25 protein-coding genes are annotated in these 25,796 nt (G+C 38.2%); 5 read left to right on the top strand and 20 right to left on the bottom strand.

What is annotated here, in order from left to right; translation table 11 throughout:
• Nucleotides 1-27: 27 nt before the first annotated feature.
• Entirely contained in the window at nt 28-606 is a 579-nt protein-coding gene (locus tag JOE23_RS00745) for a thioredoxin family protein (protein ID WP_204435378.1), read from the bottom strand.
• A gap of 276 nt (nt 607-882) precedes the next feature.
• Between JOE23_RS00745 and JOE23_RS00740 the strand changes: the two genes are divergently transcribed.
• Both JOE23_RS00740 and JOE23_RS00735 read left to right on the top strand, forming a co-directional pair.
• Nucleotides 883-1,533: a hypothetical protein gene (locus JOE23_RS00740; RefSeq protein ID WP_204435377.1), complete on the top strand. Its 651-nt coding sequence runs from the start codon at nt 883-885 to the stop codon at nt 1,531-1,533.
• Nucleotides 1,534-1,859: 326 nt separating this feature from the next.
• Entirely contained in the window at nt 1,860-2,951 is a 1,092-nt protein-coding gene (locus JOE23_RS00735) for a hypothetical protein (protein ID WP_204435376.1), read from the top strand.
• An 11-nt stretch (nt 2,952-2,962) separates the two neighbouring features.
• Here JOE23_RS00735 and JOE23_RS00730 read toward each other — a convergent pair whose 3' ends face one another.
• The 3 genes from JOE23_RS00730 to JOE23_RS00720 form a co-directional block, all read right to left on the bottom strand.
• The gene (locus JOE23_RS00730; RefSeq protein WP_204435375.1) at nt 2,963-3,400 is read right to left on the bottom strand and encodes a hypothetical protein; all 438 of its coding nucleotides are present in this window, start codon (nt 3,398-3,400) and stop codon (nt 2,963-2,965) included.
• 328 nt (nt 3,401-3,728) lie between these two features.
• Nucleotides 3,729-4,415, bottom strand: a complete 687-nt coding sequence (locus tag JOE23_RS00725; RefSeq protein ID WP_204435374.1) for an LrgB family protein — start codon at nt 4,413-4,415, stop codon at nt 3,729-3,731.
• Nucleotides 4,412-4,771, bottom strand: coding sequence for a CidA/LrgA family protein (locus JOE23_RS00720; RefSeq protein ID WP_204435373.1), 360 nt, complete (start codon nt 4,769-4,771; stop codon nt 4,412-4,414). Before JOE23_RS00720 ends, JOE23_RS00725 begins: the two co-directional genes overlap by 4 nt.
• A gap of 102 nt (nt 4,772-4,873) precedes the next feature.
• Between JOE23_RS00720 and JOE23_RS00715 the strand changes: the two genes are divergently transcribed.
• Entirely contained in the window at nt 4,874-5,338 is a 465-nt protein-coding gene (locus JOE23_RS00715) for a GNAT family N-acetyltransferase (RefSeq protein WP_204435372.1), read from the top strand.
• Between the two features lie 372 nt (nt 5,339-5,710).
• Nucleotides 5,711-6,439 (top strand): GntR family transcriptional regulator, encoded by a 729-nt coding sequence (locus JOE23_RS00710; protein ID WP_204435371.1) that lies wholly within the window; start codon nt 5,711-5,713, stop codon nt 6,437-6,439.
• Nucleotides 6,440-6,625: 186 nt separating this feature from the next.
• On the opposite strand, the gene JOE23_RS00705 is transcribed toward JOE23_RS00710, so the two are convergent.
• The 4 genes from JOE23_RS00705 to JOE23_RS00690 are packed head-to-tail and all read right to left on the bottom strand — an operon-like array spanning nt 6,626 to nt 9,396.
• Nucleotides 6,626-7,363 (bottom strand): sugar isomerase domain-containing protein, encoded by a 738-nt coding sequence (locus JOE23_RS00705; RefSeq protein ID WP_204435370.1) that lies wholly within the window; start codon nt 7,361-7,363, stop codon nt 6,626-6,628.
• Nucleotide 7,364: 1 nt separating this feature from the next.
• A complete protein-coding gene (locus tag JOE23_RS00700) occupies nt 7,365-8,630 on the bottom strand; it encodes a PTS ascorbate transporter subunit IIC (RefSeq protein WP_239585195.1) in 1,266 nt (421 codons plus the stop codon).
• Between the two features lie 2 nt (nt 8,631-8,632).
• Nucleotides 8,633-8,914: a PTS sugar transporter subunit IIB gene (locus tag JOE23_RS00695; protein WP_204435369.1), complete on the bottom strand. Its 282-nt coding sequence runs from the start codon at nt 8,912-8,914 to the stop codon at nt 8,633-8,635.
• Nucleotides 8,915-8,967: 53 nt separating this feature from the next.
• Entirely contained in the window at nt 8,968-9,396 is a 429-nt protein-coding gene (locus tag JOE23_RS00690) for a PTS sugar transporter subunit IIA (RefSeq protein WP_204435368.1), read from the bottom strand.
• 531 nt (nt 9,397-9,927) lie between these two features.
• Here JOE23_RS00690 and JOE23_RS00685 point away from each other — a divergent pair.
• Entirely contained in the window at nt 9,928-10,215 is a 288-nt protein-coding gene (locus tag JOE23_RS00685) for an MGMT family protein (RefSeq protein ID WP_204435367.1), read from the top strand.
• Nucleotides 10,216-10,322: 107 nt separating this feature from the next.
• On the opposite strand, the gene JOE23_RS00680 is transcribed toward JOE23_RS00685, so the two are convergent.
• The 12 genes from JOE23_RS00680 to JOE23_RS00625 form a co-directional block, all read right to left on the bottom strand.
• Nucleotides 10,323-10,964, bottom strand: coding sequence for a copper homeostasis protein CutC (locus tag JOE23_RS00680; protein ID WP_204435366.1), 642 nt, complete (start codon nt 10,962-10,964; stop codon nt 10,323-10,325).
• Entirely contained in the window at nt 10,961-11,881 is a 921-nt protein-coding gene (locus JOE23_RS00675; RefSeq protein WP_204435365.1) for a DUF7916 family protein, read from the bottom strand. Before JOE23_RS00675 ends, JOE23_RS00680 begins: the two co-directional genes overlap by 4 nt.
• 950 nt (nt 11,882-12,831) lie before the next feature.
• Nucleotides 12,832-14,280, bottom strand: coding sequence for an N-acetylglucosamine-specific PTS transporter subunit IIBC (gene nagE / locus JOE23_RS00670; protein WP_204435364.1), 1,449 nt, complete (start codon nt 14,278-14,280; stop codon nt 12,832-12,834).
• A 535-nt stretch (nt 14,281-14,815) separates the two neighbouring features.
• Entirely contained in the window at nt 14,816-16,057 is a 1,242-nt protein-coding gene (locus JOE23_RS00665) for a NosD domain-containing protein (RefSeq protein ID WP_204435363.1), read from the bottom strand.
• Nucleotides 16,058-16,203: 146 nt separating this feature from the next.
• Nucleotides 16,204-16,812 (bottom strand): YesL family protein, encoded by a 609-nt coding sequence (locus JOE23_RS00660; protein WP_204435362.1) that lies wholly within the window; start codon nt 16,810-16,812, stop codon nt 16,204-16,206.
• A gap of 20 nt (nt 16,813-16,832) precedes the next feature.
• Complete coding sequence (locus JOE23_RS00655; RefSeq protein ID WP_204435361.1) at nt 16,833-17,795, bottom strand: carbohydrate kinase family protein; 963 nt, start codon at nt 17,793-17,795, stop codon at nt 16,833-16,835.
• A gap of 23 nt (nt 17,796-17,818) precedes the next feature.
• The gene (locus JOE23_RS00650; RefSeq protein ID WP_239585194.1) at nt 17,819-19,282 is read right to left on the bottom strand and encodes a glycoside hydrolase family 32 protein; all 1,464 of its coding nucleotides are present in this window, start codon (nt 19,280-19,282) and stop codon (nt 17,819-17,821) included.
• Between the two features lie 5 nt (nt 19,283-19,287).
• Nucleotides 19,288-20,880: a type 2 periplasmic-binding domain-containing protein gene (locus JOE23_RS00645; RefSeq protein WP_204435359.1), complete on the bottom strand. Its 1,593-nt coding sequence runs from the start codon at nt 20,878-20,880 to the stop codon at nt 19,288-19,290.
• A gap of 18 nt (nt 20,881-20,898) precedes the next feature.
• Complete coding sequence (locus tag JOE23_RS00640; RefSeq protein ID WP_204435358.1) at nt 20,899-21,792, bottom strand: carbohydrate ABC transporter permease; 894 nt, start codon at nt 21,790-21,792, stop codon at nt 20,899-20,901.
• A gap of 17 nt (nt 21,793-21,809) precedes the next feature.
• Nucleotides 21,810-22,745: an ABC transporter permease gene (locus JOE23_RS00635; RefSeq protein ID WP_420827527.1), complete on the bottom strand. Its 936-nt coding sequence runs from the start codon at nt 22,743-22,745 to the stop codon at nt 21,810-21,812.
• Nucleotides 22,746-23,243: 498 nt separating this feature from the next.
• On the bottom strand, nt 23,244-24,206 hold the full coding sequence (locus tag JOE23_RS00630) for a LacI family DNA-binding transcriptional regulator (RefSeq protein WP_204435356.1): 963 nt from the start codon (nt 24,204-24,206) through the stop codon (nt 23,244-23,246).
• A 353-nt stretch (nt 24,207-24,559) separates the two neighbouring features.
• Nucleotides 24,560-25,735, bottom strand: coding sequence for a dicarboxylate/amino acid:cation symporter (locus tag JOE23_RS00625; protein ID WP_204435355.1), 1,176 nt, complete (start codon nt 25,733-25,735; stop codon nt 24,560-24,562).
• Nucleotides 25,736-25,796: the final 61 nt, after the last annotated feature.

Raw genomic sequence — 25,796 nt, 5'->3', positions numbered from 1 at the left:
TCCCCTACTTCAGGGAGCCTTCACCTATTATACAAGATCACAGGCATCAGCTGGCATCCAATGCGGATCTTCACCGTTCCATTTAACATTGCAGCCGATTGGATTCGTTAATGGTTGGCTAATCGTTTCACCAGCTAAATGCTGATCAAGTGCCTGTTCTAAATCATTAGCTGTTGCTTTCTCTGGTTCTCGCGGATTATCCAAAGCTCTACCTGTATAAACAAGCGCCCGCTCTTTATTAAAAACAAAAAAATGAGGTGTTCTCAGCGCTCCATATGCTTTTGCTACGGATTGAGACTGATCACGGAGATAAAGCCAAGGAAAACGTTGCTTTTCCATTCGTTCAACCATACCCTCAAAAGAATCCGATGCATGGGTTTGTTGAGAATTCGAATTGATAGCAATAAAACGGACGCCTCGTTCTTGAAATTGCTCTGCGCTTCGTCGGGTCACCTCATCAGACCCAATGACAAAAGGGCAATGGTTACATGTAAAGAACACAACCAACGTGTCTTCAGTGAAATCGGATAGCCGATAAGTATTTCCGTTAGTAGCTCGCAATTCAAAATCTGGTGCTGTTTCTCCTAACTGTAAAGTAAATGCCATTATCTTTTCAACCTCCTTTTCCATTATTGTAAAGCGTTTTCAAAACAAAGTCGAGTATCTTGCTGAAGAGTGACGCTATGAACCTTAGCTACTCGCAGTATATGATACTATTTACAGGCGATAACTTTCTCTATAAAGGAGCATTATTGGCTGGATAATAGGAGGGGCGAGCGAAAGTCGATAAATAGCATTTATTGCATTTTTCACTTGAAAAATCCATTAAACTTCATTTAGTATTAAAATACATGCTAAATCTTAGGAGGATATAAACACATAATGAAAAAAATTTATTCTATCGTAACTCTATTCATGCTTATTACATTACTTACAGGGTGTGCTGAGAATGAAGAATCACAAACGGATTTAAACGATGATTCAGCTGCTCAAGCTGAAAAGAAAAGTGAAGACGTAAAAAAGAAAGAATCTGATTTTGCTGACGAATCCTCAGAAGACAATGATAAAGAAAGTGATGAAACCAACACAGAATCATCAAAAGAAACGAATAGCAGAGAAACAAACGCTTCATCTAAAAGCAAAGAAGATGATGCCTTATCTAAATTCTCAGCAAAAGAGATTGAATATGCTCGTGTATGGTTGCAAATTGGTGAAATAAAAGACGTAGATGAATTAAATGTAAGACATATTACAGCTGGGACACCTATTAACCCTAATGATGAAACTAGTGCTGCGTATCCTGAAGATGTGATTCAATTATCTGGCAGTCGTTTAGTAGCTGGTTCAGTAACATACAGTGGTAATGGAGATGGGACGATCAATGTGTATAATGTACCTTTACGTTGGGATGGCAATTACCCTGCTGGGGAAAAGTTCTACAGAGATATTATTGAAAGTACAGAGCTAGTCTCTGTTGATCCTAGAAATGGTGAAGAAATGATTAGCCTCATCAGTGTAATCTCAATTGAATAATCCAAATCTCTTTATTGTTCAGAAATATACTCTTGAAACCGAGTAGACGTCGCCATCACTGACAAAAAGTCTGTCTGATTGGTTTCCCTCAGAATCGAGTGCGTGGCTTTCCAACATCGGGTCTTCAGAGGTTTCATTACAGTATTGTGTGCGTACATTTTAATCTTGTACATTGAATTAAAAATAAAAGGGAAATCACTTTCATTTCAATAAACGCCACTTGCTAACTTTATTTATGCAACACTAGCTAACTAGGAGGTAAAGATGCATATCTAGCCTTTTCTTTCATATACATAAGATGGTGTGAATTGATGGAGGTGGGAACCATGGAACAACTGATTTACTTTGCCAGCGCACATACTGCCAAAGGTTATCAAGATTTATTAGCAAGTAATCTGTCTGGAATTGATTATATCTTTCTTATTGAGGGGGCGACCAAGCATGAACGCTCACATTGCATCCGGCATTTTTTCGAAAAATGGCGAGCAAAGGGAGAACAAATTGAATTGTTATTAAATTGCCTCGATCGATCCTATTTTACTGGGGTCATTAATAGGCGTAGGCGCTGCGCGATCATCGATCGAAGTGCACATCCGCACTATACCCCGATTGCTGTTGGTTTAATTGAACATATTGTTGACTTAAGCGGTAAGGTTGATGAAAAATCATGTTTAAATGATCGAGTAGATATTCAGCAATTATACAGACAGCAGCGAGAAAAAGTGAACGCTGTTCATCAAAGCTTTGCTATTGGCTTAGATATTCATGATCAATTAGAACAAATTTTCATTGATGCGATTGACTTTCGTAAAGCTGATCACGTTGCTCAGCAGTTAATTGGAAAGCTATTTGATCATCAGATGAGCAACAAGGCGACGCCTACCGTTCACCATCGCTTTCTTGGAGCTTCAACAGCTACTGGGGTAACGGATTATATCGATCAATTAACAGAACAAGTTAATAAACGCTATCTAATTAAAGGAAGAGCAGGTTCAGGAAAGTCAACTTTGTTGAATAAGGTTGTAGCTGAAGCTGAGGAGCGACGGTTTACGGTGGAATGCTATCATTGTGGATTTGACCCTGATAGCTTAGATATGGTTATCATTCGTGAGCTTAACACTGCTATTTTTGATAGTACAGCACCACATGAATATCAACCCTCTCGACATGGCGATGAAATTATTGACCTTTACCAAACGACAATTGCCCCTGGTACAGATGAGAAATATCACGAACAAATTGCTAGTTTAACCGTGCAATATAAATATCACATTCAAGACGGTATCAGAGGATTAGCAGACGTACTAGAGATTGAAAATACAATAGAAAAGAAACTTAAAAATTGTTTAGACCAAGTACACTTTAATCAACAGGTTGAAACGTTTATTAAACAAGTAGAAACATGGATTCATTCATGAACCCATGTTTCTTAAAAACTAATCTGCCAAAGGGTGAATCCTGACAATACAGACAAAAAAATGAACAAACTCGGTAGAACAAATTCCTTCCAATTAAGCTTCCTCGGTGTCTCGCCGATAGGAAGCTTAATTTTCGTTAAGATAGCCAAGGCGAACATAAAGATATTCCCAACTAACAATTGGCTTATGCCCATTAAGACTAAAAGATGCCCAGCCTTTCCATTTCGTAGTCGTTCTTCAAATTCAATAAAATAAAATAGATAGCCCCACCAGACACTGACCCCACTAATTAACATCATCACAACAAAGATGGGTTCTTCTGCAACTAACATGGCTAACTCCGTTTTATTTATCCGAGCGAGTAAAAAAAGATAACTAAAGAAAAATACTGGAATTAGAAATGAAACAACGATAATGGCGTAATACAAGCGTGTTGCAAGTTTTGACATCTAACATAACTCCTTAAAAACATTTTTCAATAAAACGAACCTTCAATCAGTGGGCGGAGGGCTATAGGACGTAGGTCATGCAGACGTTGCCACAGGACGTGGCGGTCTTAGTCTGTAATCCTCCTTAAGGACGTGGCGGTTTTAGTCTACGATCTTACCTCCTCACTGATTGCAAGTTGTTTTAGAGAATCCGAACATGAGCATCCGTTATCACCCACTTAAACAGATTTACTCTACTCTTTATTTTGAGGGGGGTTTACGGACGGTTATCTGTGATAAATACATTTAACCGTAGATCATGGTTAATAGCGATTTTTTCATTAGATAGCTATAGCAAATTAACCAATAATGGCAACACTGATAAACCAAGTAATATAGTGATGATCCCCGCAAAGATCATCGCTAAGGTTGAGAACGTCGTTGCTTCTTCTCCATATTCAAGTGTACGATTGGTCCCTACTGCATGAGCTCCCATTCCCAATGCTAATCCTTTAGCCATTGGTGATTTAATCTTTAATACCTTAAATACCATCGGACCGATAAGCGCACCTAAAATCCCAGTAATAATAACAAATACGATCGTCAGTGCAGGGATACCACCAATTTCTTCTGATACCTCCATAGCAAGTGGTGTTGTAATTGATCGAGGTAACAAACTAATTAATAAATGATAATCCAAACCAAACAGTAAACCTAATAAAAAGGTGGATAAGATGGCTACAACCGATCCACTGATGACGCCAAGTAATATCAAGACAACATATTTCCTCAAAACTTCCACATGTTTATACACTGGAATAGCAAAGGCAATCGTTGCTGGTCCTAGCATATGTGTTAAAACAACTGCCCCTTGATCAAATGTTTGAGGAGAGATACCCATTAGACTTATAGTGATAATAATAAGTGCTGGCGTGAAAATTAATGGATGAAATAAGAGGATCGGGTAGCGCTTAGCTAATTTTTTTGTTAACACATACAAACCACAAGTTAAGAGTGTTACCAACAAAATAGTCACTGTTGCTTCACCTCAAATCGATCAACAATCAGCCCGGTGATACCGACCACGATTATCGTACTTATTGCAATAACTAAAACAATGACTAATCCCTGAACACCTGCTAATTCATCATAATTGACAATGCCAACCGCTGATGGAATAAAAAAAAGTAAAAGCTCAGCCATCAACCATCTTCCACCTTGCTCAACCCATTCCAATTTAATCAGATTAAAGAACAATGCAAAAAACAACAATAAAAGTCCCACAATTGAAGTCGGTAATGGGAGAGGCAATAGCGCTTTTAATCCGATTGCCAAAAATAAAAAAATATGAATAATTGCTACTTGTACACTAATAATTCCTATCCTTCGCATCTACTATCTTTCCTTTTATTATCTATTTTCGTTTAAAATCGCCAATCTTCTCAAGGAATATGATACACTTTCTTTAAACAAATTGCCATAGGGGGACATGAAATGACTGCGCTTAAACTCTTTCAAGTCGATAGCCAAGAGCGTCATAACTTTCTTGAACTTTTAATGTTAGCCGATGAAAGCAAAGAGATCGTCCTTTCATACATTGATCAAGGTGAGTTATTTAGCATTAAGAAAGCAGATTTAGTTGTCGGGGTCGTATTATTTACTTTTCTCAGCAAAAATACGGTTGAATTAAAAAATATTGCCTTAAAAGAAGCTTACCGCAACAAAGGACTTGGCAAACAGATCGTCAACCAAGCTGAACAATATTATCGAGATAACGGCTATGATCATATCATTGTATGTACAGCTAATTCAAGCATTGCTAACATTGCCTTTTACCAAAAAGCAGGCTTTCGATTGATTGATATAGAAAAGGACTTCTTCAACCAGTATCCTACACCCATTTATGAATATGGAATTTTAGCACAAGATAAATTAATTTTTAGTAAAGCGATTTTATAATATCTCAACTTTTGCATACTGAAAATAGTCATTCACTCTTCTCACACGTCTAGGAAGTTATTTCGTTCCGAAAAGCAAGGGATTCGCTTTTCGCGGGGATGGCTTCGGCTCATCCTATCCCCGCAGAAGTCTCACCCCTTACTTATCTCCACTTAGACTGGGGATACTTCATGCGATTTCTCCATTTGGCATGCGATCGAAGCTAGCTTTTATTTCCCAGGAAATAAAAGTGATTTTAGAACATCTTGCAGGAAACGGGCTAATTTTATCGAATTTTAACTTTTATGAAGTAACTGATCAGCATATATACAGCCTCGTATATTTTTGGTAAAATTAGGACAGGTCCGACTGACTAAAGGAGGGAGGCAAGGTATGATTAATAAAGATTCTCCGATCCCAATTTATTATCAATTGGAAGAAATTATTAAGCAAAAAATGCAATCAGAAGAACTCCAACCAGGGGATTTACTACCATCTGAAAGGGAATATGCTGAAGCTTATCACATTAGTCGTATGACAGTGAGACAAGCCATTAACAATATGGTTAATGCGGGATTGCTTTACCGACAGAAAGGGCGGGGGACTTTTGTTGCGGAACAAAAATTCGAGCAAGATCTATCTGGGTTAACAAGCTTTAGTGAGGATATGAAAAAACGAAATCTCAACCCTTCTAACCAATTGATTAGTATTCAATTGATAAATAATATCCCTCTGATTAATGACAGATTAAACCTTAATACAGATGATTTTATTTATGAAATTAAACGTCTACGTCTAGCAAACGAAGAGCCCATTGCGTTAGAAACCATCTATACACCTGAAAAAATAGTTGGAGAAATTGATCAAGCACATGTAACCAAATCGTTCTATGACTATATAGAAAATCAACTCAATCTCAAAATCAAACATGGAATTCAGACCATTGAAGCCGCTTTAGCAAATAAAGATGAAATAAAGTATTTAAACATAAAAAAGGGTGATCCCATTCTCCTTATGCAAAGAACTTCTTTTTTAATAGGGCAAGAAGGGACGCCGATTGAATATGTAAAAAGTGCTTATCGCGCAGATAAATATAAATTTAATATGCAAATGAAAAGATAAAACAAAACTTCAATTAGAGGCATCCTTTCCCACTGATTGGTAGTTGAGTGAATCAGGTCATTAGCCTCCATCAGCGCCTGAAACGGATTTACATTTACTTCAGCTCTCTAGTTTGAAGCAGACGTTTTACGGGTGATTATCTGTAATAAAGGAGGGACATCAACATGTGATGTCCCTCCTCTGCACTTAAAACCGATAGTGAATGGTGTCTTTATATTGTTGAAACAGCGCTTTATTCAATTGATCCCCGCCATCTAAGTTAGCGCTATAAAATATAGGTGGCTCAGTATGACCTAACTCAACTAACTTCTTAACAACTTCAGCTACAATCGTATTGACAATCGTTGCTCCGATCACGGTAGACGTTGGTGCTACCTTTTGATCTATACCTTCAATTTGTACAGTCGCATCGCCTATATCACCATGATTATCAATTACGACATCACAGTATTGATACAAATTTTCCCCACTAGGGTGTCTGGATTTAACATTTTTAGAATAAGATAAATTTGTAATTCCAACAACGTTCACACCTTTTTCCCTAGCTTCGATTGCCATTTCAATTGTAACAGGGTTCCGACCTGAAACAGAATGTAGAATTAATACATCTCCTTCGGTAAATGGTGTTTTATCTGCTAGTAACTTACCATAGCCAACCATGCGTTCCATTTGACTTGTATGGGTAATTGGCTCAGTATCTAGCATCACTTCCCTACCAAAGATCGGATTGATATTAATAAGACCACCCGCTCTAAAATAGAGTTCTTGTGTTATAATACCTGCGTGACTTGCCCCAAACGAAAAGATGGCATGCTTTTTTATAATTGCCTCTGTTATCATGGCTACTGCCTGATTTATATGATCATGTTGTTCGTTTTCAACTTTATTTAGTATATTGCGTATATTGTTAAAATATGAAAACATATTATCCGAGTACTCCTGATATTAAATCAGCTAGCCATTTAGCAATAGGACCAAATAACGAAAAGTCATTTCCTCCAAAAACGAGCATCCAATTTTGAATGGTAGAACTATAAATGATAACAGAAACACCCATTAAGGCAACCATAGCAATTGAGGCAACAGCAGACCCAATAATGGCTCCTCGCTGCCCACCTTGACCTTCACCGATCACCGCTGCCCCTCCACATTCAAAAAATGACGTTACGACCAGCGGGATGAGAATAACACCAAATACATTAAAGGCATTTGCAATAATTATCATCACCGTTGAAGTTACCATTGCTGCTATAAAACCAATAATAACAGCATTAGGCTTATAATTGAATATAATTGGGACGTCTAAAGCAGGGATAGCGCCAGGAATTAATTTTTCAGAAATACCCTGGAAAGCAGGAATAATCTGATTAATCAACATCCGAACACCATAGAGCATAATTAATAGGCCAGCTCCAAATGTTAAACCTTGATTAAAGGCTAAGAAAAAAGCATTTTCACCTTCAGCAGCAATAGTTGGTTCAATAAACCAAACAACAACGTACATAAGAAAAATGACTATCCCGCCAGTAATTGATATCTCTCTAAAAAATGATAATTGCTTGGGAACATTAATATCTTCTGTTGAATTTTCTTTATTACCTATGCGCTTTGCTACAAAACCAGAAATCAAACTTAAAATGCCGGTTGGATGACCAATTAAGAAAGACTCATCTTCTGTAACCGCCCACACGTACTTCCGCATTATCCATGGCATGAATGACCAGTATGATGCTGATAAAATGGCACCAAAAACAATTAAAACAATTCCGCTTAAGCCTGCTTCAACTCCTGCCGCAACAAAAATAAAAGGAAACCACCATAACATATGACCTGTTAAGAATATCGTTTTTACTTTTGTAAAACGAGCAATTAATAAGTGCAAGATTAAACCTAAAAACATCGCTAACCCAACATCACCACCATATGAAGCCGTAAATGTCGCATCATTTAATGTTTCACCGACCGATATATCACCAGCTACCACTTCCTGAAAAGCTACATTAATAGGTGATATCGTCCCAACGATTAGTCCCACCCCTGCATCTAAAATAATCATACCAAATGCTGCAGACAGTGATCCTTTAATGATATCAGCAATGTTCTTGCGTTGAACAATTAAGCCTATCATAGCAATTAAGCCCAACAATATCGGCGGATTACGTAATATGTGTTCAGTGAAAAAACTCATCATGGTCAGTTTCCTCCATTCTCTTGAAATTGATCAATGGCTTGTCCAACTTCTTCTTTATCCATATAACGTTTAATTGGAAACACCGGACATTTCACACTACTTTTTAATTCATCGCCTAGCTCTTGTGAAGTAAATATAGCATCTGCATCGGTTCCTTTAGCCGAACTGACATCGGTATTCTCCACTTCACAGTCAATACCACGTTCCTTGCACGCTTTCTCAATTGACATCTTCAATACCATCGAAGAACCAACACCAAAACCACAAACTGCTAAAAATTTCATTTTAATCACCCTTTCCTTTTATCCAATATTTGCGTAAGCGTACATCATTCTTTTCACGACTGTAATATTTGATAAACCTGATCCAAATCACCTGATATAAAACATTGATAGTTCACTTCATCAGCTAAGATTCGGGAAATATCACGCAAGCTTTGCATATGGCTATCCGTATCTATTGCAGCTAATACCATAAATACCTTCACTGGATTCCCTTTCAGATCAACTGGCTGGTTGACTTTAAGTAATGACATCGCTAGTTGATTAACTCCTTCACCTGCTTTGGCATGCGGTAAAGCAAAATAGTCCATTAATACAATATAAGGACCATTTTTATTGACACTGGCAATCATATTTTTAACATAAGCATCCTCGATATAACCAGCCTCAAGCAAAGGTTTACTTGCAAGCTCAATTGCTGCTTCCCATGTTTCAATCTGTTCAATTTGTTGCATATGCTCTTTAGGTAACACGTCTGTTAACATCCATACTCACCCCCTCCTTTTATTGAAAACGCATACTATATTAATAGTATACCAACAACATATATAGTTGTCTATACCAGTTTAATTAAAAACTAGTAGATAGCTACATTCACCATTATTATACCCTTTTATTTTCTATTGAACACACTTTTGTTATAAAAACTAACAAGGTTTCTGACTGACATTTTTACATAAAAAAGATATACTATGATGTAAAGATACTTATACTATTTATCACAGATAACCGCCCGTAAAACGCCCATCTCAAAATAGAGAACAGAGGTCAATCTATTGAGGTGGGTGGTGACGGACGGTTATGTAGATTCACTTAACTAACCACCAGTGGGCGGGGAAAATCGTAGACTAAAACCACCACATCTTTAAGAAGGATGACAGACTAAGACCGCCACGTCCTGTGGCAACGTATGCATGACCTACATCCTGTAGGCCCACGCCCACTAATTCAAGGATCCTCTTATGCTTGATCACGTATTTTTAGCAAGCCCATTATGACATTTAGTGAGGTGAAGTATGCAACCTTTTACTGAAAAAGTGATTAAACAAATTAAAGCTATTCCTACAGGGGAAGTTAGAAGTTATCGTGAAATAGCAATGGAAGCGGGAAGCTCACGTGGTGCAAGACAAGTGGCACGCATCCTCCATTCTATGAGTGCCAAATATGATTTACCTTGGCATCGGGTCGTTAACGCTCAATACCATATCGCTCTCCCGAAAGGAGAAGCACGAGATACTCAAATTAGCCGCTTACGCCAGGAAGGCGTTAAGGTTGATGAACAAGGAAAAATTGATTTATCTTAATCGTTTAAGAGTCGAGCTGATTAAAGTAATAAGCTCGACTCCATTCTTTCGATGTATTTAGCAAGGATACGGGCAGATTGACTAAGAACCTGGCATGACAAACTTCTTTAAAATGATACAATCTTTGTACCGTGAAAAGTGTTGGTTCTGACTACTTTTGCTACTTCTTGTAAATTAGTAGCCGTTATTCCACCACCAACCATTATCTCAAGTTTATCAGCGACATAATCAATATAGTGATTTATCTCATCGGCATTCTCAATGACTGTTTTTTCTGATTGATTACCATGTAAAAGAATCCGATCAAAGCCTAGTTCAATGAGCTGATCTAAAGCTTGGTACTTTTCAGAAGGATTAATTTGGTCAAAGGCCATGTGAAAAGTGAGATCCATGTTTGATATTCCATCAATTAAATACTGACAAGCACGCACATCTAATTGGTGAGCTGATGTAAGGCATCCAAACACAATACCTGTGGCTCCTAGTTTGTTCGCTTGAGCGATATCAACCCTCATCGCGGCTAATTCCTGCTCACTATAACAAAAGTCACCCCCACGCGGACGGATCATAACAGACAACTCCACACCGGTTGATTGGCAAAGTTTTGCCGCTTGATCAATGATTCCATAGCTGGGTGTGGTGCCACCTACAGCAAGATTATCACATAATTCGATACGATCAACCCCAGCTTTAATTGCTTTTTCTAAATATGTGTTATTCTCTGCACAAAATTCTCGAATCATTTTCATCGTTTTGGTGAGCTGCACATGCGAATATAAGTGTGACGTTTTCCACGGATCGCAATGGAGTATGTAGTGATATTTTCTGGGATCGCAAGACCAGTGAATCCCGCATCACCAATATGGTGAATATCTGCGCCGATCATTTTGTTTTGCAAAGCGATTTGTTGTATAGTTTGTTCGCTTGCGCCTTCTTGACTCGTGCCAATTGTCAACATAGCTAAACTGCCCAGTTGATGGACTTTATTCACCCATTGGTTCGCCATGTCAATCGTTATTCCTGGAACCGTGCCTGGTGACGGAATTAAAATGACATCTGCACCAGCCGCAACAAACCGTTCAATCGTTTGATCGTCTATAATGGTTTTACCTGCTTCACCGGACACCCCTGCCCCATGCATTTTACCTGCAATAATAAAAGCACGTTTGCCGATTAATTGACGTGTTCGCTGTATCGCACGTTCAATCTCATTATTTGTCACACCTGTTTGTGGATTTCCTGTTAAACAAATAAAATCAATATTTATCTCTTTAAGTGCATTTAACGTTCTTTCACTAGCTGTTCTTCCCTCTGGAAGTTGATAAAGCTCTTCAGCTGCACTTGCATTGACGTCAATTGGTTCAATATTGACACCGATTGGGCGTCCTGTTAAGTCTTTAATATAATTGATGAGTTGAGTAGCATTCCCTTCATACCCTAGATTTTGAATCACTGGATTAAACAAATCAAACACGTTTAATAAAATCATATCTGCACCAAACCGGGAAACAATTTCTTGATTAGTGATACCTGGATACAATGGTGGTGCATTACATACCGTTTCACTAATAAGGACACGACCTTCACTCGCTTGAATTGCTTGGATGTAATCTTCACGTTGCATCTGCTGAAAGTCTGAAGCAACACAATTTAATAATCTTTTCATGAAATAACCTCCTTATTTCTTAATACTCAACTCTCTCGTCTAAATTCTCAGGTTCAGCCAAGATTGCATAAGGGTAGACCTAATATTAAATATAAGCGTTGCGTTTGAATATAGATTTTCGATTGATTATAAACCTTCCGTTTTAGACACGCAGAATGAAATATGTTCCGCTTTCACTCTCCCAAGCACAAGGGAGACATCTTGGTAAACGCAGTGTCTCCCTAGCCGTGGGCGTGGTGTTTGAGCTACTCCCACAGGCGTCTACACATAGCTCACATGCTAAATAGTAACATCTATCTTAATAATGGTTATCTTTCTAGAGCTCATCAAGCGACATTTCAATCCGTGGACGTTAGATTTAAACCATGTAGACCATGAAGACATCGCAGAATAAGAATTCACTTTATTTCGTGCGGTTGGGCTTACATGCAAAATAAGAAATTCGCATGAAAGCTAGTTGCGCTCGCACGCAAAGTGAGAAGTTCGCATGAAAGCTAGTTGCGCTCGCACGAAAAGTGAGAAATTCGCACGAAAGCGAGTTGTGTTCGCACGAAAAATGGAGAAATCGCATTTAGTATGAACCACCAGTCTAAGTGGAGATTAGCAAAGGATGAGGCTCCTACGGGAATAGGGTGAGCTGAAGCCCTCCCCGCGAGAAGCGAATCCCTTGCTTTTCGGAACGAAATAACGTGCTAAACGTATGAGAAGGTTGAATGACTATTTTCAGTGTGCGAAAATTGAGTTAATATTAATCGTTGGGATAGATATACTTGTTTTGCTCCCTTAAAGTTACTATCATCATGTTTAGATATACGCAAGACTGCGTCCGTTTTCTTAGCCTTAATAAACGCTTTTCACTTCTTTACTATAATTTCAACCTCTCTTAACGGATGAAAAAAGTGTTAAAGATAAAACAGTAAGCAAGGCCTACTGTTTTATCTTTATGATGTTTATTTGTGTAACTTATTAACTTCATTGGCTACAGATTCAACTTGTGTTCCTACAACGACTTGAATATTATGATCATCAATCACATTAATACCTGGAACGCCTGTATCCTTTATCCGTTTTTGATCAACTACTGATGTGTCCTTCACTTCAAGACGGAGGCGAGTGACACAGTTATCAATTGAAATCACGTTGCTCTCTCCACCTAAACCTTGATAGATCTCTTGCGCCATTTGTGTATACTTATCATCTCCTGCGTCTCTAGTCTCAGCTACCGAATCCTCATCCCAATCTTCATCTCCACGACCAGGCGTTTTCAGATTGAATTTGATAATTAATACACGGAATATCACATAATAAATAACCGCGAATACTAAACCTTGTACAATAAGCATATATGGATTGTTTGCTAAAGGCAATTGAGAACTTAAAAAAAAGTCAATAAATCCAGCACTAAAACCAAAACCGGCTGTCCAATTAAACATTGCTGCTACCATGAGTGAAATACCACTTAACAACGCATGAACGAAATATAACAGCGGTGCTACAAACATAAATGAGAATTCAATTGGTTCTGTTACACCAGTTAGAAAAGCTGCAAATCCAGCCGCTAACAATAAAGCTGCCACTTGTTTTTTCTTCGTCTCTTTTGCCGTGTGATACATGGCTAAACAAGCTGCTGGCAAGCCAAACATCATGACAGGGAAGTAGCCGGCTTGATACATGCCTGTCACACCTAATTCACCTTGCCCAGACCAAAAGTTACCAATATCGTTAATCCCAACCATATCAAACCAGAACACCTGATTCAGCGCATGGTGGAGACCCGTCGGAATTAATAATCGATTAAAGAATCCGTACAACCCTGCTCCAAACACACCTAATTCACTAAAGAATGTACCAAAACTCACCAATCCTTCATAGACAGCTGGCCAAATAAAAAACATAATAGCAGAAACAAATAGCATAGATAAAGCTGTCATAATCGGAACTGAACGCTTACCACTAAAGAAAGCTAATGCATCAGGAAGTTTCGTCTTGCTAAAGCGATTATACATACTTGCCGCCACCAAACCAGAAATCATCCCAATAAAGGCATTCTCAATACTCTCAAAGGCAGGTGAAACCGCATCAACTTCAATCCCTCTAAGCAATGATACGGAACTTGGAGAAAGTAAAGATGTAATGACAAGCCAGCCAACTAATCCACTTAATCCGGCTGAACCATCTTTTTCTTTTGCCATCCCTAAAGCAACCCCGATGGCAAATAAAATCGCAATATTGCCTAATATCGCATCACCTGCGGTTATTAAAAAGGCAGCAACCACATTTTCTTCGCCCCATCCAGAATGATCCATTGAATAACCAATCCCTAAAAGTATGGCTGCTGCGGGCAAGACGGACACTGGCAACATTAGTGAACGTCCAAGCCGTTGTAAATAACTCTTCATTATAAAAACCCCCATCCCTAATTAACTACATGGATAGCTTACCAACTAAATATGTAGTTGTCTATACCAGAGTTAAATAATCTTACAATCAAGAAAGCGCGTTCTATGTTTGATAGCATTTTTATGTTTTAGTATGGCGTCACTTTTGATAATGAAGATTATCTACGGTTGAATATCTAAATTAATGGTATTTATTTAGTATACCCGAATGTAAATATATAGATGTAACTAAGCTAACAAACAGATAATGAAATTTAGCCGTCTCTTCGCTTCTACTTATCAACACAAAGTCACAGAGATATAATACATTTAATATGATTGATATTCTAATATCTTCTCTACTATTCATTTTAAAAACAAAAGAATGAAGTAAACTAGTGACAAACTGATGTCCTCATTCTAAATCTTTTAAGTGGAAAAATTAACTTAGCATATTTTATTCGGTTGAGTTTTATTATTACAAGAAAAGAGCTCTGCCCCCATTCAAGCACATAAGGGGACAGAGCTCTTTTAAAACAAGTATACCTCATTTCATTCACGACTCAGGGAGCGGTATATTTAAATTACTTTCTCCACCGTCATTCTGAAATTCATTCTGATAAATACTGTCAGTCACAAGTGTATGACGAGATGGTTGCCGTATGATAATTTTCGATTCTGATGAATGAGTTACACCAATCGAGTTGTTTGAGATTCGATTATTTTCTCCTGATTCTATAGTAATAGCTGTATAACCCTCCGGCATAACATCTGTATTGATTTGATTACCATGAATGAACGTATTAGAGGCTACGATATGCAAAATCCCCCAATCTATCTCTTTTTTTTCAGGGTGTGGTCGGAAGTTATTAATAGAGATCGTATTACCACTTATTGAATTACCATAACCGTATGCGCCATCATTATTTGCCAAAAATTCAATTATACCTGTATAACGTGATGAAATCGTGTTGCTTGAGATGGTTCCATACGTCGGATTATATAGGCGGATGTTGCTTGCACCGTCTGGATATATATTATTACCGTTAATGGTAAACCATTGTGGATTTTCCATTTCAATAGTCACGCCACTTGGTTGTGCACCTAAGGAGTTGTTAACAATGCTCGCTTGTTGAGAAGCACCATTTAAGATAATCGATGTATGCGTTTCTGCAATCCAAGAATTTAGTATCGATGCTGCATCTGCCCCATGCAGTTGTACACCAGTACCAACATGATTGATAACCAAATCATCTATTACAACACGATCAGTGTCTTGCACAGCTTGAATCCCTATACCGTTATTTTCCTCTCCTCGAATTTGGAAACTCCTGAAAGTAATTCCTGAAATGCGTTGACTACTTTCCTCATCTAAAATTCGAATAGCTGTTACTCCAGACTGAACAATCAACTTTGCTCCACCACCACCCGATTGTGTCTTAGGATTGGAACCATCTACACCACTTCGCAAACCACTATTATCGCCAATAATTGAAACGTATGAGCGATCAATTTCTATTGATGAGTCAATATAAAAGTTACCGACAGGAATATAAATAGTCCCTCCATTTTCACCCATATCGTTAATTATCTCATTAAAAACTGCCGCGTTATCAAAGCTCGGCTGATTAGGTTGCGCACCGTAATCTAAAATATTGTAATAGCCTGTATTTTGCTCTAATCCTAAAACGGACAGCTTACTTTCGGTGAAGATCGGTAAAGTTACTGTAGCTATACCCACGACTAGACCTATCAACAATAACAGGACCACACTCAATATAACAACGGTTCTTTTCACCTTATTCCTCCTCGTATAATATGTTTAGGCTTCTATTTCAGCCTATTCATTTTTAGTCCCATTCCTCTGAATGCCAGCCTTGATAACGCCATTATCTTTCACTGCTGGCGGGTACTCTCGGGCGGATTGAGCCTAATGATGACGATCTAAAGGCTCTGTGCGCTAAGCAAATGACTAGATCCGATCCAAATGATAACTAATGCCATTAAACTAACACCTATTAGAAGAAATAACGCAAAAAATCTTAGATAAATAATGCAAAGGATTAATAAAATCAAGAGTAAAGATAAGGTATGGAGCGGTCTTGATACCGCATAAATAAGTGCAAACTTTGGATACTGCCAAGTACGATACTTATAATGGACGAAAAGTGGAAAGACCGCACTCAAACTCAGTACAATAATTAACAAGACGAATATAAATACACCGCTCCCCAGCTGAACCCAAATCGGTGAGGAGAGTGTGTGAAGTATTCGATAGTAAAAATACAAACTGCTGAAACTTACACTATAAATAAAACCAAGAAGATTAGCGGCTAGAAATTCATTTTTATAATTCTGCCAAAATGTGCGCGACAGTTTTTGATCATCTTTATTGATCACTAACTGCTTTAGGGCAGCAAATAACGCAACGATACTTGGGAAAAGCCCAAAGATACCGATACCTATTAACAAACCAACCCAAAAAAACATATTTAAGAGAAGGAGATGAAAACCCAGTGTACCTATCCGCATAAACCATGAATTTTGATACATTTCTCCTCCCCCTCCATTTCTTATTTGCGTAAATATTGGTTCACGTCATCGTATGTTGGGATACTATCTATCCCGCCCAATTTCGTGCAAACAAGTGCAGCAACAACGTTACTAAACATCACATAGTCCACTAACAACTGTTCATTCATTAGCACTTCAGAATAATACGATTCCTTTGCAAGTTGACTCAGTAAAGCACCAATAAACGCATCCCCTGCACCTGTAGAATCTATCGATTTAATATTTATACTTTTTACTATTCGATTAAAGTTCTGTGTAGATACATAGGTGCCTTTCTCACCAAGCGTAACCATAACTATCTCAGCACCTAACTGGTGTATGGCATTTGCTCCCCGACTCAAATCCGATTGACTCGTAATTAAAGCGAGCTCTTCTTCACTTACCTTAACCAAGTTTGCCTTTTCGCAGCATTGTTTCACCCATGCAATAAAGGATGTTTTTTTGCCTCGCCAGAGGTCATCTCTATAGTTGGGATCAAATGACACAAATTTGTTTTGTTTGTGCCCATACTCCATTAACGCAAGATACGTTTTTCGAAAAGGGTCAGATAATAAAGCTGTGGCTGAACCAAAGTGCAATATATTGATTTCCTCTAATTGATTCTCATCGATATCAGAAACCGAGTAATATTGATCCGCGCCTCTAGCAAACGTAAAATCACGTTCTCCTGTTGAGTCTAATGACACAAAGGCAAAAGTGGTATGATGATGGGGATCTTTTTTGAGCATCTTCGTATGCACACCTTGTTCACGAAGCGTCGCTTCTAAAAAATGACCAAATGCATCATCGCCTACTTTACCACCAAAATACGCTTCTCCACCAAAAGCGGAAACGACCGAACAAACATTTGCCGGTGCGCCACCTGCTTGCTTAATAAAGTGCTTTCCTTCCATTAATGTCACATTTATATCCTGACAAAAAAAGTCGATAAGTAGTTCACCAATGCAGGCTACTTTATTCATTCTCTCATCCTTTCCATCATGCCTTATGCATCATCACCTATTTTAATTCGCTTACATTTACCTTCAATTAATTTTGCTTCTGAACTATCGCTTGTTATGACGAGCTTATCAAATGCAGCACGCGGGTACACCAAGCTTGTCAATGCATATCTCCCGTCATCATTAAAGATTTCTATAGAAGAATGATCGATAACCATCTGTAAGTAATAAGGTTTGTTTGGTGCTACAGGTAGTACTTGTTCAGCCGAGAATAGCTCTGAAAACTCAACAATTCCTATGCGACTACGATCTAATATGATAGCTTTTTTTAAACAGTCTAACTTTACAATAAGCTCTTCATCATAATCGGTTTGAAAGGTAAAGTCTATTTCTTTGGCCTCTAAGGGGTCGACGAGCATCTCGACCATGAATGGCACTTCAAATAATGGCACTTGTAAATTATTTATGGGTTGATTTGGTGCCAATGGCTTACAGTCATACATGTATTGCATCATTTCTTCAACTAGCACTTGTTTTAAAAACATGCCTTCGTTTGTTTCAACCAGTGATAGTTTACGAGGAAGTGTCATTTGACCACGCCACTCACCCGTGGGCACCTGATTCGCATAACGCCAATTACTCATCCACCCCATATAAATGCGGCGACCATCTGCTTTAGGTATATCTGAGAAACTCACTCCAGCATAATTATCTTTTCCGTAATCTAGCCACCTTAGATGGTCATCTTGAGGTGTGAAAATCGCCCCATCAAAATCCCCAATAAAGTATTGTGTCTTTGAACCTTCTTGTTTGTCAGGATTATCTCCTACACTGACTAACATAACCCATTTCGTTTTATTTGTTCCTTCAATCTGAAGTTCAAACAAGTCGGGGCATTCCCAAACGCCCTCTTGATAACCCTTGCCTTCACCAAATTCACTTTTAAATTGCCAATCGATCAAATTGATTGATGTATAGATCATCACGGTTTGCCCAGTCGCAAGAATCATGACCCAACGCTTCATCTTCTCATACCAGAAAACTTTTGGATCTCGAAAATCGACTTTATCTGGATGCTTTAATACCGGATTACCTGTATAGCTCACCCAACTTTTACCCTCATCTTTACTGTAAGCTAGACTTTGATATTGTTTAGGTGGTCCCGAGGGTTGATCTAAGTGATGGGTAAAAATAGCGACCATACCAGGCTGATCTTCAAAGAAGCCTGACGTATTATGCCAGTCGATGACAATACTCCCCGAAAAAATCATGCCTAATTCATCTGGAAAGAGCGCAATAGCTTGCTCTTCCCAGTGGATCATATCCTTGCTAATTGCATGGCCCCAATGCATTGGCCCCCATACACTATCATTCGGATTATATTGAAAAAATAAATGATAAATGCCATTGAAAAAAACCATTCCATTTGGGTCATTCATCCAATTTTTTTCGGGAGCAAAATGTATTTTAGGTCTAAATTGATTATTTGTCTGTAACAAGCTAACCATCCTCTCTATTCGTTTGAACGATCGTAACCGTCTTGTTTAATTTGCAACCATTCTTGAACACCAAGACGGTCTAATTCTTGTAAATACGCATCCCATTCTGCATCAGCATTCCCATTTGTGATCCATTCTGCTTTCTTGCGATGAATATATGGGATTAAATCGGCTTCTATTGTTGATAACCGATCCAATTCATCATTATCAAAGAAAACATTTGGAAAAATATTATCTGCTTGCATATAAGGAACCATTACTTCATCCATCAAATTAAGCCTCCATGCCGCATCATCAGGCATCGTTGTCACATCACCATAGTATTTATCCAAGATAGCTAATGGTCCCCCAACAGATGTTTTTTCCCTTAACTCAACAGGTGCTGCCCCATCAAGTGGCAGATGCCTTAACATCTCATTTTCTTCATCATATTCAAAGATATTTTGTATTTCATCATCACCATACGTTCCCCAGTTATTCTGAACAGATTGTAACGGATCGTAAAGCTGATCAATCCACTTTGCAGTTAGTTCTAAGTTCTCATTAGCACTCGTAATAACCATCCGCGAACGGTCAAAGCCCATTCCATTTGTGCGTGGTACATTAATCTGTCCATCAGGACCTGCGAGCGGATTCATTAAATCATAGTCATCGCCCATACCGGTAATGTTTCCTTTGTCCCACGTGAAGTATAGCCCATATCTTCCTTCTTGCCCCTTTGCAACATATGTCGGCCAGTCATGTTCGAATGCTTCTATATCTATAAGTTGCTCGTCATACAATTCATTCATAAAATGAATGGCATCTTTGTAACCTTCTTGCATTGATGTAAGGATTACCTCATCATTGTTTGTAACAACGGTATGATCCCAGTTATCACCATAGCCAAATGAGCCGAATAAGAATCCCGGATCTTGGCCACCGTCATTAATGATGAATGACATCGGAATCGTTTGACCATCTCCCGCTGGATCGTTATCTCTAAAGGCAATCAAAACTTCTTTTAATTCTTCGGTTGTCTGTGGCATATCTAGACCAAGTTCTTCAATCCAATCCACATTAATCCATGGAAAGTTATCAACTGAATGTATGCTGCCTCTCCCTTCGCCCAATTCTTCAATCCAAGGGAAAGCATAAATATTACCGTCAGGTGCTGTCATCATTGCCTCATATTCTGGCGAGTGTTCAAGTATTGCTTGTAAATTGGGCATATATTGATCAATCAGGTCATTTAGCGGAATAATAGCTCCATCATTTGCATATTCCAATAACTCATAATCACTAAATGCTGCATTTTTGATTGCATCTGGCATTTCACCTGTAGCTAGAGCTAAATTACGACGTTCATCAAATGTTTCACCGGTAAAATTTAACCAGTCAATATGGACGCCTGTCTCTTCTTCTAAACGTTGATAAATCAGCTTCTCATTCGGATCATCTGGTGCCATTGCTGAGCTTGATGTCATGAATTTAAGCGTAACTGTTTCCTCTAAGGGAAAACTTATATTTTCAAGACCATAATCTTCAGAATGTGATACTTCTTCACCGCCACACGCAGTTAACAGTAAAACAACGATAACCATGATTAAACTGAAAAATTTTTTCATTTTTGACACTCCTTTTTCTTATTTTAACGAGCCAACCATAACACCTTTTTCAAAGTACTTTTGAAAAAATGGATACATGACCATAAGCGGTAAGCTTGCTACCACAATGGATGAATATTTAATCATCTCTGCTGCACGTTGCATTTCAGCCCGTGCCAGCTGATCCGCTATCATGCCTGGTGGCACTTCATTTTGCACCAGTATTTCACGTAATACAAGCTGTAGAGGATATAATGAGCGATCGTTTAAGTAAATCATGGCATCAAAATAAGCATTCCACTGTCCAATGAAAGCAAAGAGAGCGATTACAAAAATGATCGGCTTTGAAAGTGGTAAAATAACGCTTATAAATATACGAAAATCTGATGCACCATCAATTTCTGCTGCTTCTTTCAGTTCCTTTGGCACCCCCTTAAAAAAAGTACGTGTTAAAATAATATTCCAAACCCCTACTGCCCCTGGTAAAATAATTGCCCAAGGTGTATTAATTAGACCTAAACTTCTAACAACGAGATAGGTAGGAATCATCCCGCCATTAAAAAACATAGCAAACAGAAAGAATACGGTAATGATTTTCCCACCGACTAGCGTTTCAACAGATAAAGCATAGCCTGCTAGTACAGTGAAGGACACAGCGATAAACGTGAAACCAGATGCATATAGGACGGAGTTTAAAAACCCTCTTACAATCGAACCATCCTCAAAAATACGTCGATAGCCATCAAGCGTCCAATGTTCAGGGTTAAATGAGATCCCCTGATTCAGCAAAATATTTGGCTTTAAGAAAGACCCTACAACGACATAAGCAATTGGGATTATAATCGCTAATACAATCAAAATGAGTAGAATCTTATTAAGAAATAATATCATCCGATCAAAGCGTGAATTATTGATGAGCGTTTGCTTAGACATGGCGTTACTTCCTTTCTTTAATAAAGAGTTTCACCATTGAGTTTTTTAATAACTCCATTAGCAATAACTAATAGAATTAACCCAATGATCGTATTAAACAAGCCCACTGCCGCACCAAATGACCAGTCTCCAGATAGTAAACCACGTTTATAAACATACGTATCAATAATTTCAGAGGCCGGAATGTTCATATCTGTTTGCAGTAAATAGGCTTTTTCAAAACCTACCCCCATAATGCCACCGACCGCTAATATGAAAAGAACTGCCATAACTGGCTTAAGGACTTGGACGTCAATATGCCAAATACGCTGTAAAAGCGAAGCACCATCAATGGTCGCTGCATCATGTAATTGTGGGTCCGCATTCGATAACGCAGCCACATACACAATTGATGAGAATCCCGCTCCTTGCCAGACTCCAGAAATAATGAATATGGTTCTAAAGTAGGCTGGATTAGACATAAATGCGATGGAATCACCTGTAACCTGAGTAATCAACGCATTAATCGGGCCTGCCGGTGACAAGAAAATAAAAATCATCCCCGCAATAACTACGGTCGAGATAAAGTGTGGCGCATAAACAATCAATTGAATATTTTTCTTGATTTTTGCTCGTCTAACTTGATTTAACATAAGTGCAAGTAGCACTGGAACAGGGAACCCAATAACTAAGCCATATACACTTAATTTTATGGTGTTCGAAAAGATTTGAAAAAAATTGGGTGATGTGAGAAAGCTTCTAAAATGTGCTAAACCTACCCAATCACTCCCAAAGATGCCACGTGTCACACTAAAATCCTGAAAGGCAATAAGAACACCATACATTGGAATATATTTAAAGATAAATACGAGTGTAACAGCTGGAAGTAGAAAAAGGTAAAGAATGTAATTTTTCTTAATGTACGCCCATTTTGATTCTTTCTTTGACATATGATCGTGTTTAACATCTTTCATTAAACCTTTATTGATCACATCTTCTGGTTGCTTCATCATTTCAACTCCTTATAGTCAATTAACAAAAGTATACGCTTACAAACGTTAGCGACTAATATGACAACCGGTTGACACAATGCTATGAAGTATTGTGTAAGCTAATTATAAGTGACTAAAATAAATATGTCAACCGGTTGACATATTTATTTTTAAAAGAAATTCACACACATAAAATCAACCTTCAATTAGTGGGCGGAGGGCTACAGGATGTAGGTCATGCAGACGTTGCCACAGGACGTGGCGGGTTTAGTCTGTAATCCTTCTTAAAAACGTGGCGATCTTAGTCTGTAGTCCTTTTAAAAAATGTGGCGGTCTTAGTCTACGATATTACCCACCCACTAATGGTTCGTTGAGTGAATCCGAACATTAGCGTCCGTAAACCATCCACCTCAATCGATTTGCTTTACTCGCTATTTTGAGGGCGTTTTACGGTCGGTTATCTGTGATAAATGAGATTTTTTACGTTGTTTTTCCTTGGATTAACTGAACAGGTAAGGTGATATTAGCAACTGTAGGATTCTCCACCTCATTAATTTGATTCATTAAAAGACGTACTGCTTCCTCAGCCATTTCTTTAATAGGCTGTTTAATTGTTGTTAGCTCTGGTAATAACATACGTGTCATATCCGCGCCATCATAACCGATAACTTTCAGATTTTCGGGTACACGCATACCTCTCTTATTTGCTTCTCTAATCACACGAGCAGCAATTAAATCATCACTGGCAAAAACGCCATCAATCTTTGGATTTTCATCAAACATTCGTGAAATGTAATCACCAACAGTTTCATAGGTTTGATAGGGCATTTTTTTCTGTTTCATGGTTTCTTCATACGCATTCCGTCTTAAATTAGCTGGGGTTTCTAATGAAAGTTGACCGTTAATATGAAGAACATGTTTACAACCACGATCAATGAGATGTTCCGTTGCCATCACACCACCGCGATAGTTATCACTTGATACAATTGGAATGTGGTCCGCTAAATAACGGTCAACACCCACGATCGGCATTTTTGAACGCTGATAAATATCGATCCCCCTATTGTGGGCTCCAGCAATAATCCCATCAACTTGGTGGCTTTGTAGCATTTCCAGATAAGCACGTTCCTTATCTTCCCGACCCCCACTATTGCATAATAGGACCTTATAGCCCAATGCTTCACAAAAATTTTCAAGGTGATAAATAAGTTGTCCATAAAAAGGATTATTGGTCGTTGGAAAGATAACGCCTACAATATATGTCTTTTTTATAAATAAAGATCTTGCAATTTCATTCGGATAATAATTCAATTCTTTCATTGCAGCATGAACTTTTTTTCTTGTTTTATCGCCAATGTAACCCCGGTTATTTAAAACACGTGACACAGTGGTAAGTGATACACCTGCCCGTTCAGCAACATCTGCTAGCTTTGGTTTATCCATTGTTCTCCCCTATTTCTCTAAAAATTAATTTAAAATATATTCAACTTCCATAAAGCAATTCTCAATCAGTGGGCGTTTTATGGACGATTATCCATGTCAAATATATTAAAATCCATTTAAGTATTGTGATTTACTTTAATTTATCACGTTCAAGAAAGAAAGTAAAAAAATACTACAGTAGGGGGATGTTTTAAGTTTTCTCAACGTAGACTTCATACCCGTATTACTGACACACTATTTTTGTACATTTATTCGATCTATCGCGCCATCGCTTGCTAGCAGGTTAGACGTAGACAGGTTCTAAAAACATACTATCTACGTCTTATTTGTCATCATAAACACATACCTTTTTATTAAGCTTTAGCTTTATGCTTTTTGTTGACGAACGAATCTACAATAAGTGCAATCGCCCCATCACCCGTAATATTACATGCTGTTCCAAATCCATCTTGAGCCATATATAAAGCAATCATAAGTCCAGTCTGAGCTTCTGTAAATCCGAGGATCGAAGAAAATAAGCCTAAAGCGGCTATAACCGCTCCTCCCGGCACACCTGGTGCAGCTACCATGGTCACACCTAATAATAGAATAAATGGTAAGAACTCAATAAATTGTGGTGTCTGATTCCCTATAACTAACACAGCAACGGAACACGCAACCAATGTAATCGTGCTTCCTGCTAAATGAATAGTTGCTGAAAGTGGAATGACAAAATCCGCTATTTCATCGCTAACTTGATTACGTTTGGCGCTTCGATGTGTGACAGGTATCGTCGCTGCACTGCTCATTGTTCCAAGCGCCGTTAAATACGCAGGAATCATATTTTTCATGGCTTTAAAAGGATTCACACCTGTTCGCATTGCTGCAATGCTGTATTGAATCAAAATATAACCCAAGTGCATTAAAATAATTAAGATGAAGACTTGACCGAACACACCTAAAATATGAAAAGCTTCACCTGATGCTGCCATATCAGCAAAAATACCGGCAATATGTAAAGGTAATAATGGAATAATGATCTTTTTAATTACTAAAACAATAATCTCTCGAAACTCATTCATTCCTTGATAAAGCAATGTATAGGATTTTTCATGACGAATATAATTGATGCCTAGCCCAAAAATAAATGCCGTTACTAATGCTGTCATAACACCCATTATCGCAGGAAGCTCTAATTCTATAATCGGGCTTAAACCTGCAGCCTCACCCTCTGCTACGGCGCTGTCTGTTATAATCAACGGAATAATAAACATAGAAATAAAGAATGCAATCATTCCCGCTGTAATCGTGGAAGCATAAGCTAGACCAGCTGTACCTGCCAATAAGCGCCCCGCTTTTTTACCGAGATCCGCTATCCCCGGAACAATAAACGACACGATGATCAGTGGCACAATATAGCCAAGAAACTCTCCAAAGATATGGGTAAACGTATAAAGGACATTTCCAATCCATTCAGGGAATTGAAAACCAATTAACATACCTCCCAAAATCCCTATAACAAGACGTGGAAGTAAACCTATTTTTTTCATAATATCTCTCCTTAACTCATTTTAATCGAATTTTCTTAAAAGCAAGTTCATCTTATCACAG

Origin of the sequence: Amphibacillus cookii (genome assembly GCF_016908375.1) — a bacterium.
Classification (GTDB): domain Bacteria; phylum Bacillota; class Bacilli; order Bacillales; family Amphibacillaceae; genus Amphibacillus_C; species Amphibacillus_C cookii.
This window is presented reverse-complemented; position numbering and strand designations above follow the sequence as displayed.

Excerpts from the sequence above, each read along its gene's own strand:
- JOE23_RS00720 (WP_204435373.1), bottom strand. The coding sequence starts at position 4,771 with ATGCGAAGGATAGGAATTATTAGTGTACAAGTAGCAATTATTCATATT.
- JOE23_RS00680 (WP_204435366.1), bottom strand. The coding sequence starts at position 10,964 with ATGAAAATGATTCGAGAATTTTGTGCAGAGAATAACACATATTTAGAA.
- JOE23_RS00700 (WP_239585195.1), bottom strand. The coding sequence starts at position 8,630 with ATGATGAGTTTTTTCACTGAACACATATTACGTAATCCGCCGATATTG.
- JOE23_RS00715 (WP_204435372.1), top strand. The coding sequence starts at position 4,874 with ATGACTGCGCTTAAACTCTTTCAAGTCGATAGCCAAGAGCGTCATAAC.
- JOE23_RS00705 (WP_204435370.1), bottom strand. The coding sequence starts at position 7,363 with ATGTTTTCATATTTTAACAATATACGCAATATACTAAATAAAGTTGAA.
- JOE23_RS00695 (WP_204435369.1), bottom strand. The coding sequence starts at position 8,914 with ATGAAATTTTTAGCAGTTTGTGGTTTTGGTGTTGGTTCTTCGATGGTA.
- JOE23_RS00640 (WP_204435358.1), bottom strand. The coding sequence starts at position 21,792 with ATGTCTAAGCAAACGCTCATCAATAATTCACGCTTTGATCGGATGATA.
- JOE23_RS00735 (WP_204435376.1), top strand. The coding sequence starts at position 1,860 with ATGGAACAACTGATTTACTTTGCCAGCGCACATACTGCCAAAGGTTAT.
- JOE23_RS00660 (WP_204435362.1), bottom strand. The coding sequence starts at position 16,812 with ATGTATCAAAATTCATGGTTTATGCGGATAGGTACACTGGGTTTTCAT.
- JOE23_RS00690 (WP_204435368.1), bottom strand. The coding sequence starts at position 9,396 with ATGTTAACAGACGTGTTACCTAAAGAGCATATGCAACAAATTGAACAG.
- JOE23_RS00730 (WP_204435375.1), bottom strand. The coding sequence starts at position 3,400 with ATGTCAAAACTTGCAACACGCTTGTATTACGCCATTATCGTTGTTTCA.
- JOE23_RS00650 (WP_239585194.1), bottom strand. The coding sequence starts at position 19,282 with ATGGTTAGCTTGTTACAGACAAATAATCAATTTAGACCTAAAATACAT.
- JOE23_RS00630 (WP_204435356.1), bottom strand. The coding sequence starts at position 24,206 with ATGGATAAACCAAAGCTAGCAGATGTTGCTGAACGGGCAGGTGTATCA.
- JOE23_RS00645 (WP_204435359.1), bottom strand. The coding sequence starts at position 20,880 with ATGAAAAAATTTTTCAGTTTAATCATGGTTATCGTTGTTTTACTGTTA.
- JOE23_RS00710 (WP_204435371.1), top strand. The coding sequence starts at position 5,711 with ATGATTAATAAAGATTCTCCGATCCCAATTTATTATCAATTGGAAGAA.
- nagE (WP_204435364.1), bottom strand. The coding sequence starts at position 14,280 with ATGAAGAGTTATTTACAACGGCTTGGACGTTCACTAATGTTGCCAGTG.
- JOE23_RS00745 (WP_204435378.1), bottom strand. The coding sequence starts at position 606 with ATGGCATTTACTTTACAGTTAGGAGAAACAGCACCAGATTTTGAATTG.
- JOE23_RS00685 (WP_204435367.1), top strand. The coding sequence starts at position 9,928 with ATGCAACCTTTTACTGAAAAAGTGATTAAACAAATTAAAGCTATTCCT.
- JOE23_RS00635 (WP_420827527.1), bottom strand. The coding sequence starts at position 22,745 with ATGAAAGATGTTAAACACGATCATATGTCAAAGAAAGAATCAAAATGG.
- JOE23_RS00625 (WP_204435355.1), bottom strand. The coding sequence starts at position 25,735 with ATGAAAAAAATAGGTTTACTTCCACGTCTTGTTATAGGGATTTTGGGA.
- JOE23_RS00675 (WP_204435365.1), bottom strand. The coding sequence starts at position 11,881 with ATGAAAAGATTATTAAATTGTGTTGCTTCAGACTTTCAGCAGATGCAA.
- JOE23_RS00740 (WP_204435377.1), top strand. The coding sequence starts at position 883 with ATGAAAAAAATTTATTCTATCGTAACTCTATTCATGCTTATTACATTA.
- JOE23_RS00655 (WP_204435361.1), bottom strand. The coding sequence starts at position 17,795 with ATGAATAAAGTAGCCTGCATTGGTGAACTACTTATCGACTTTTTTTGT.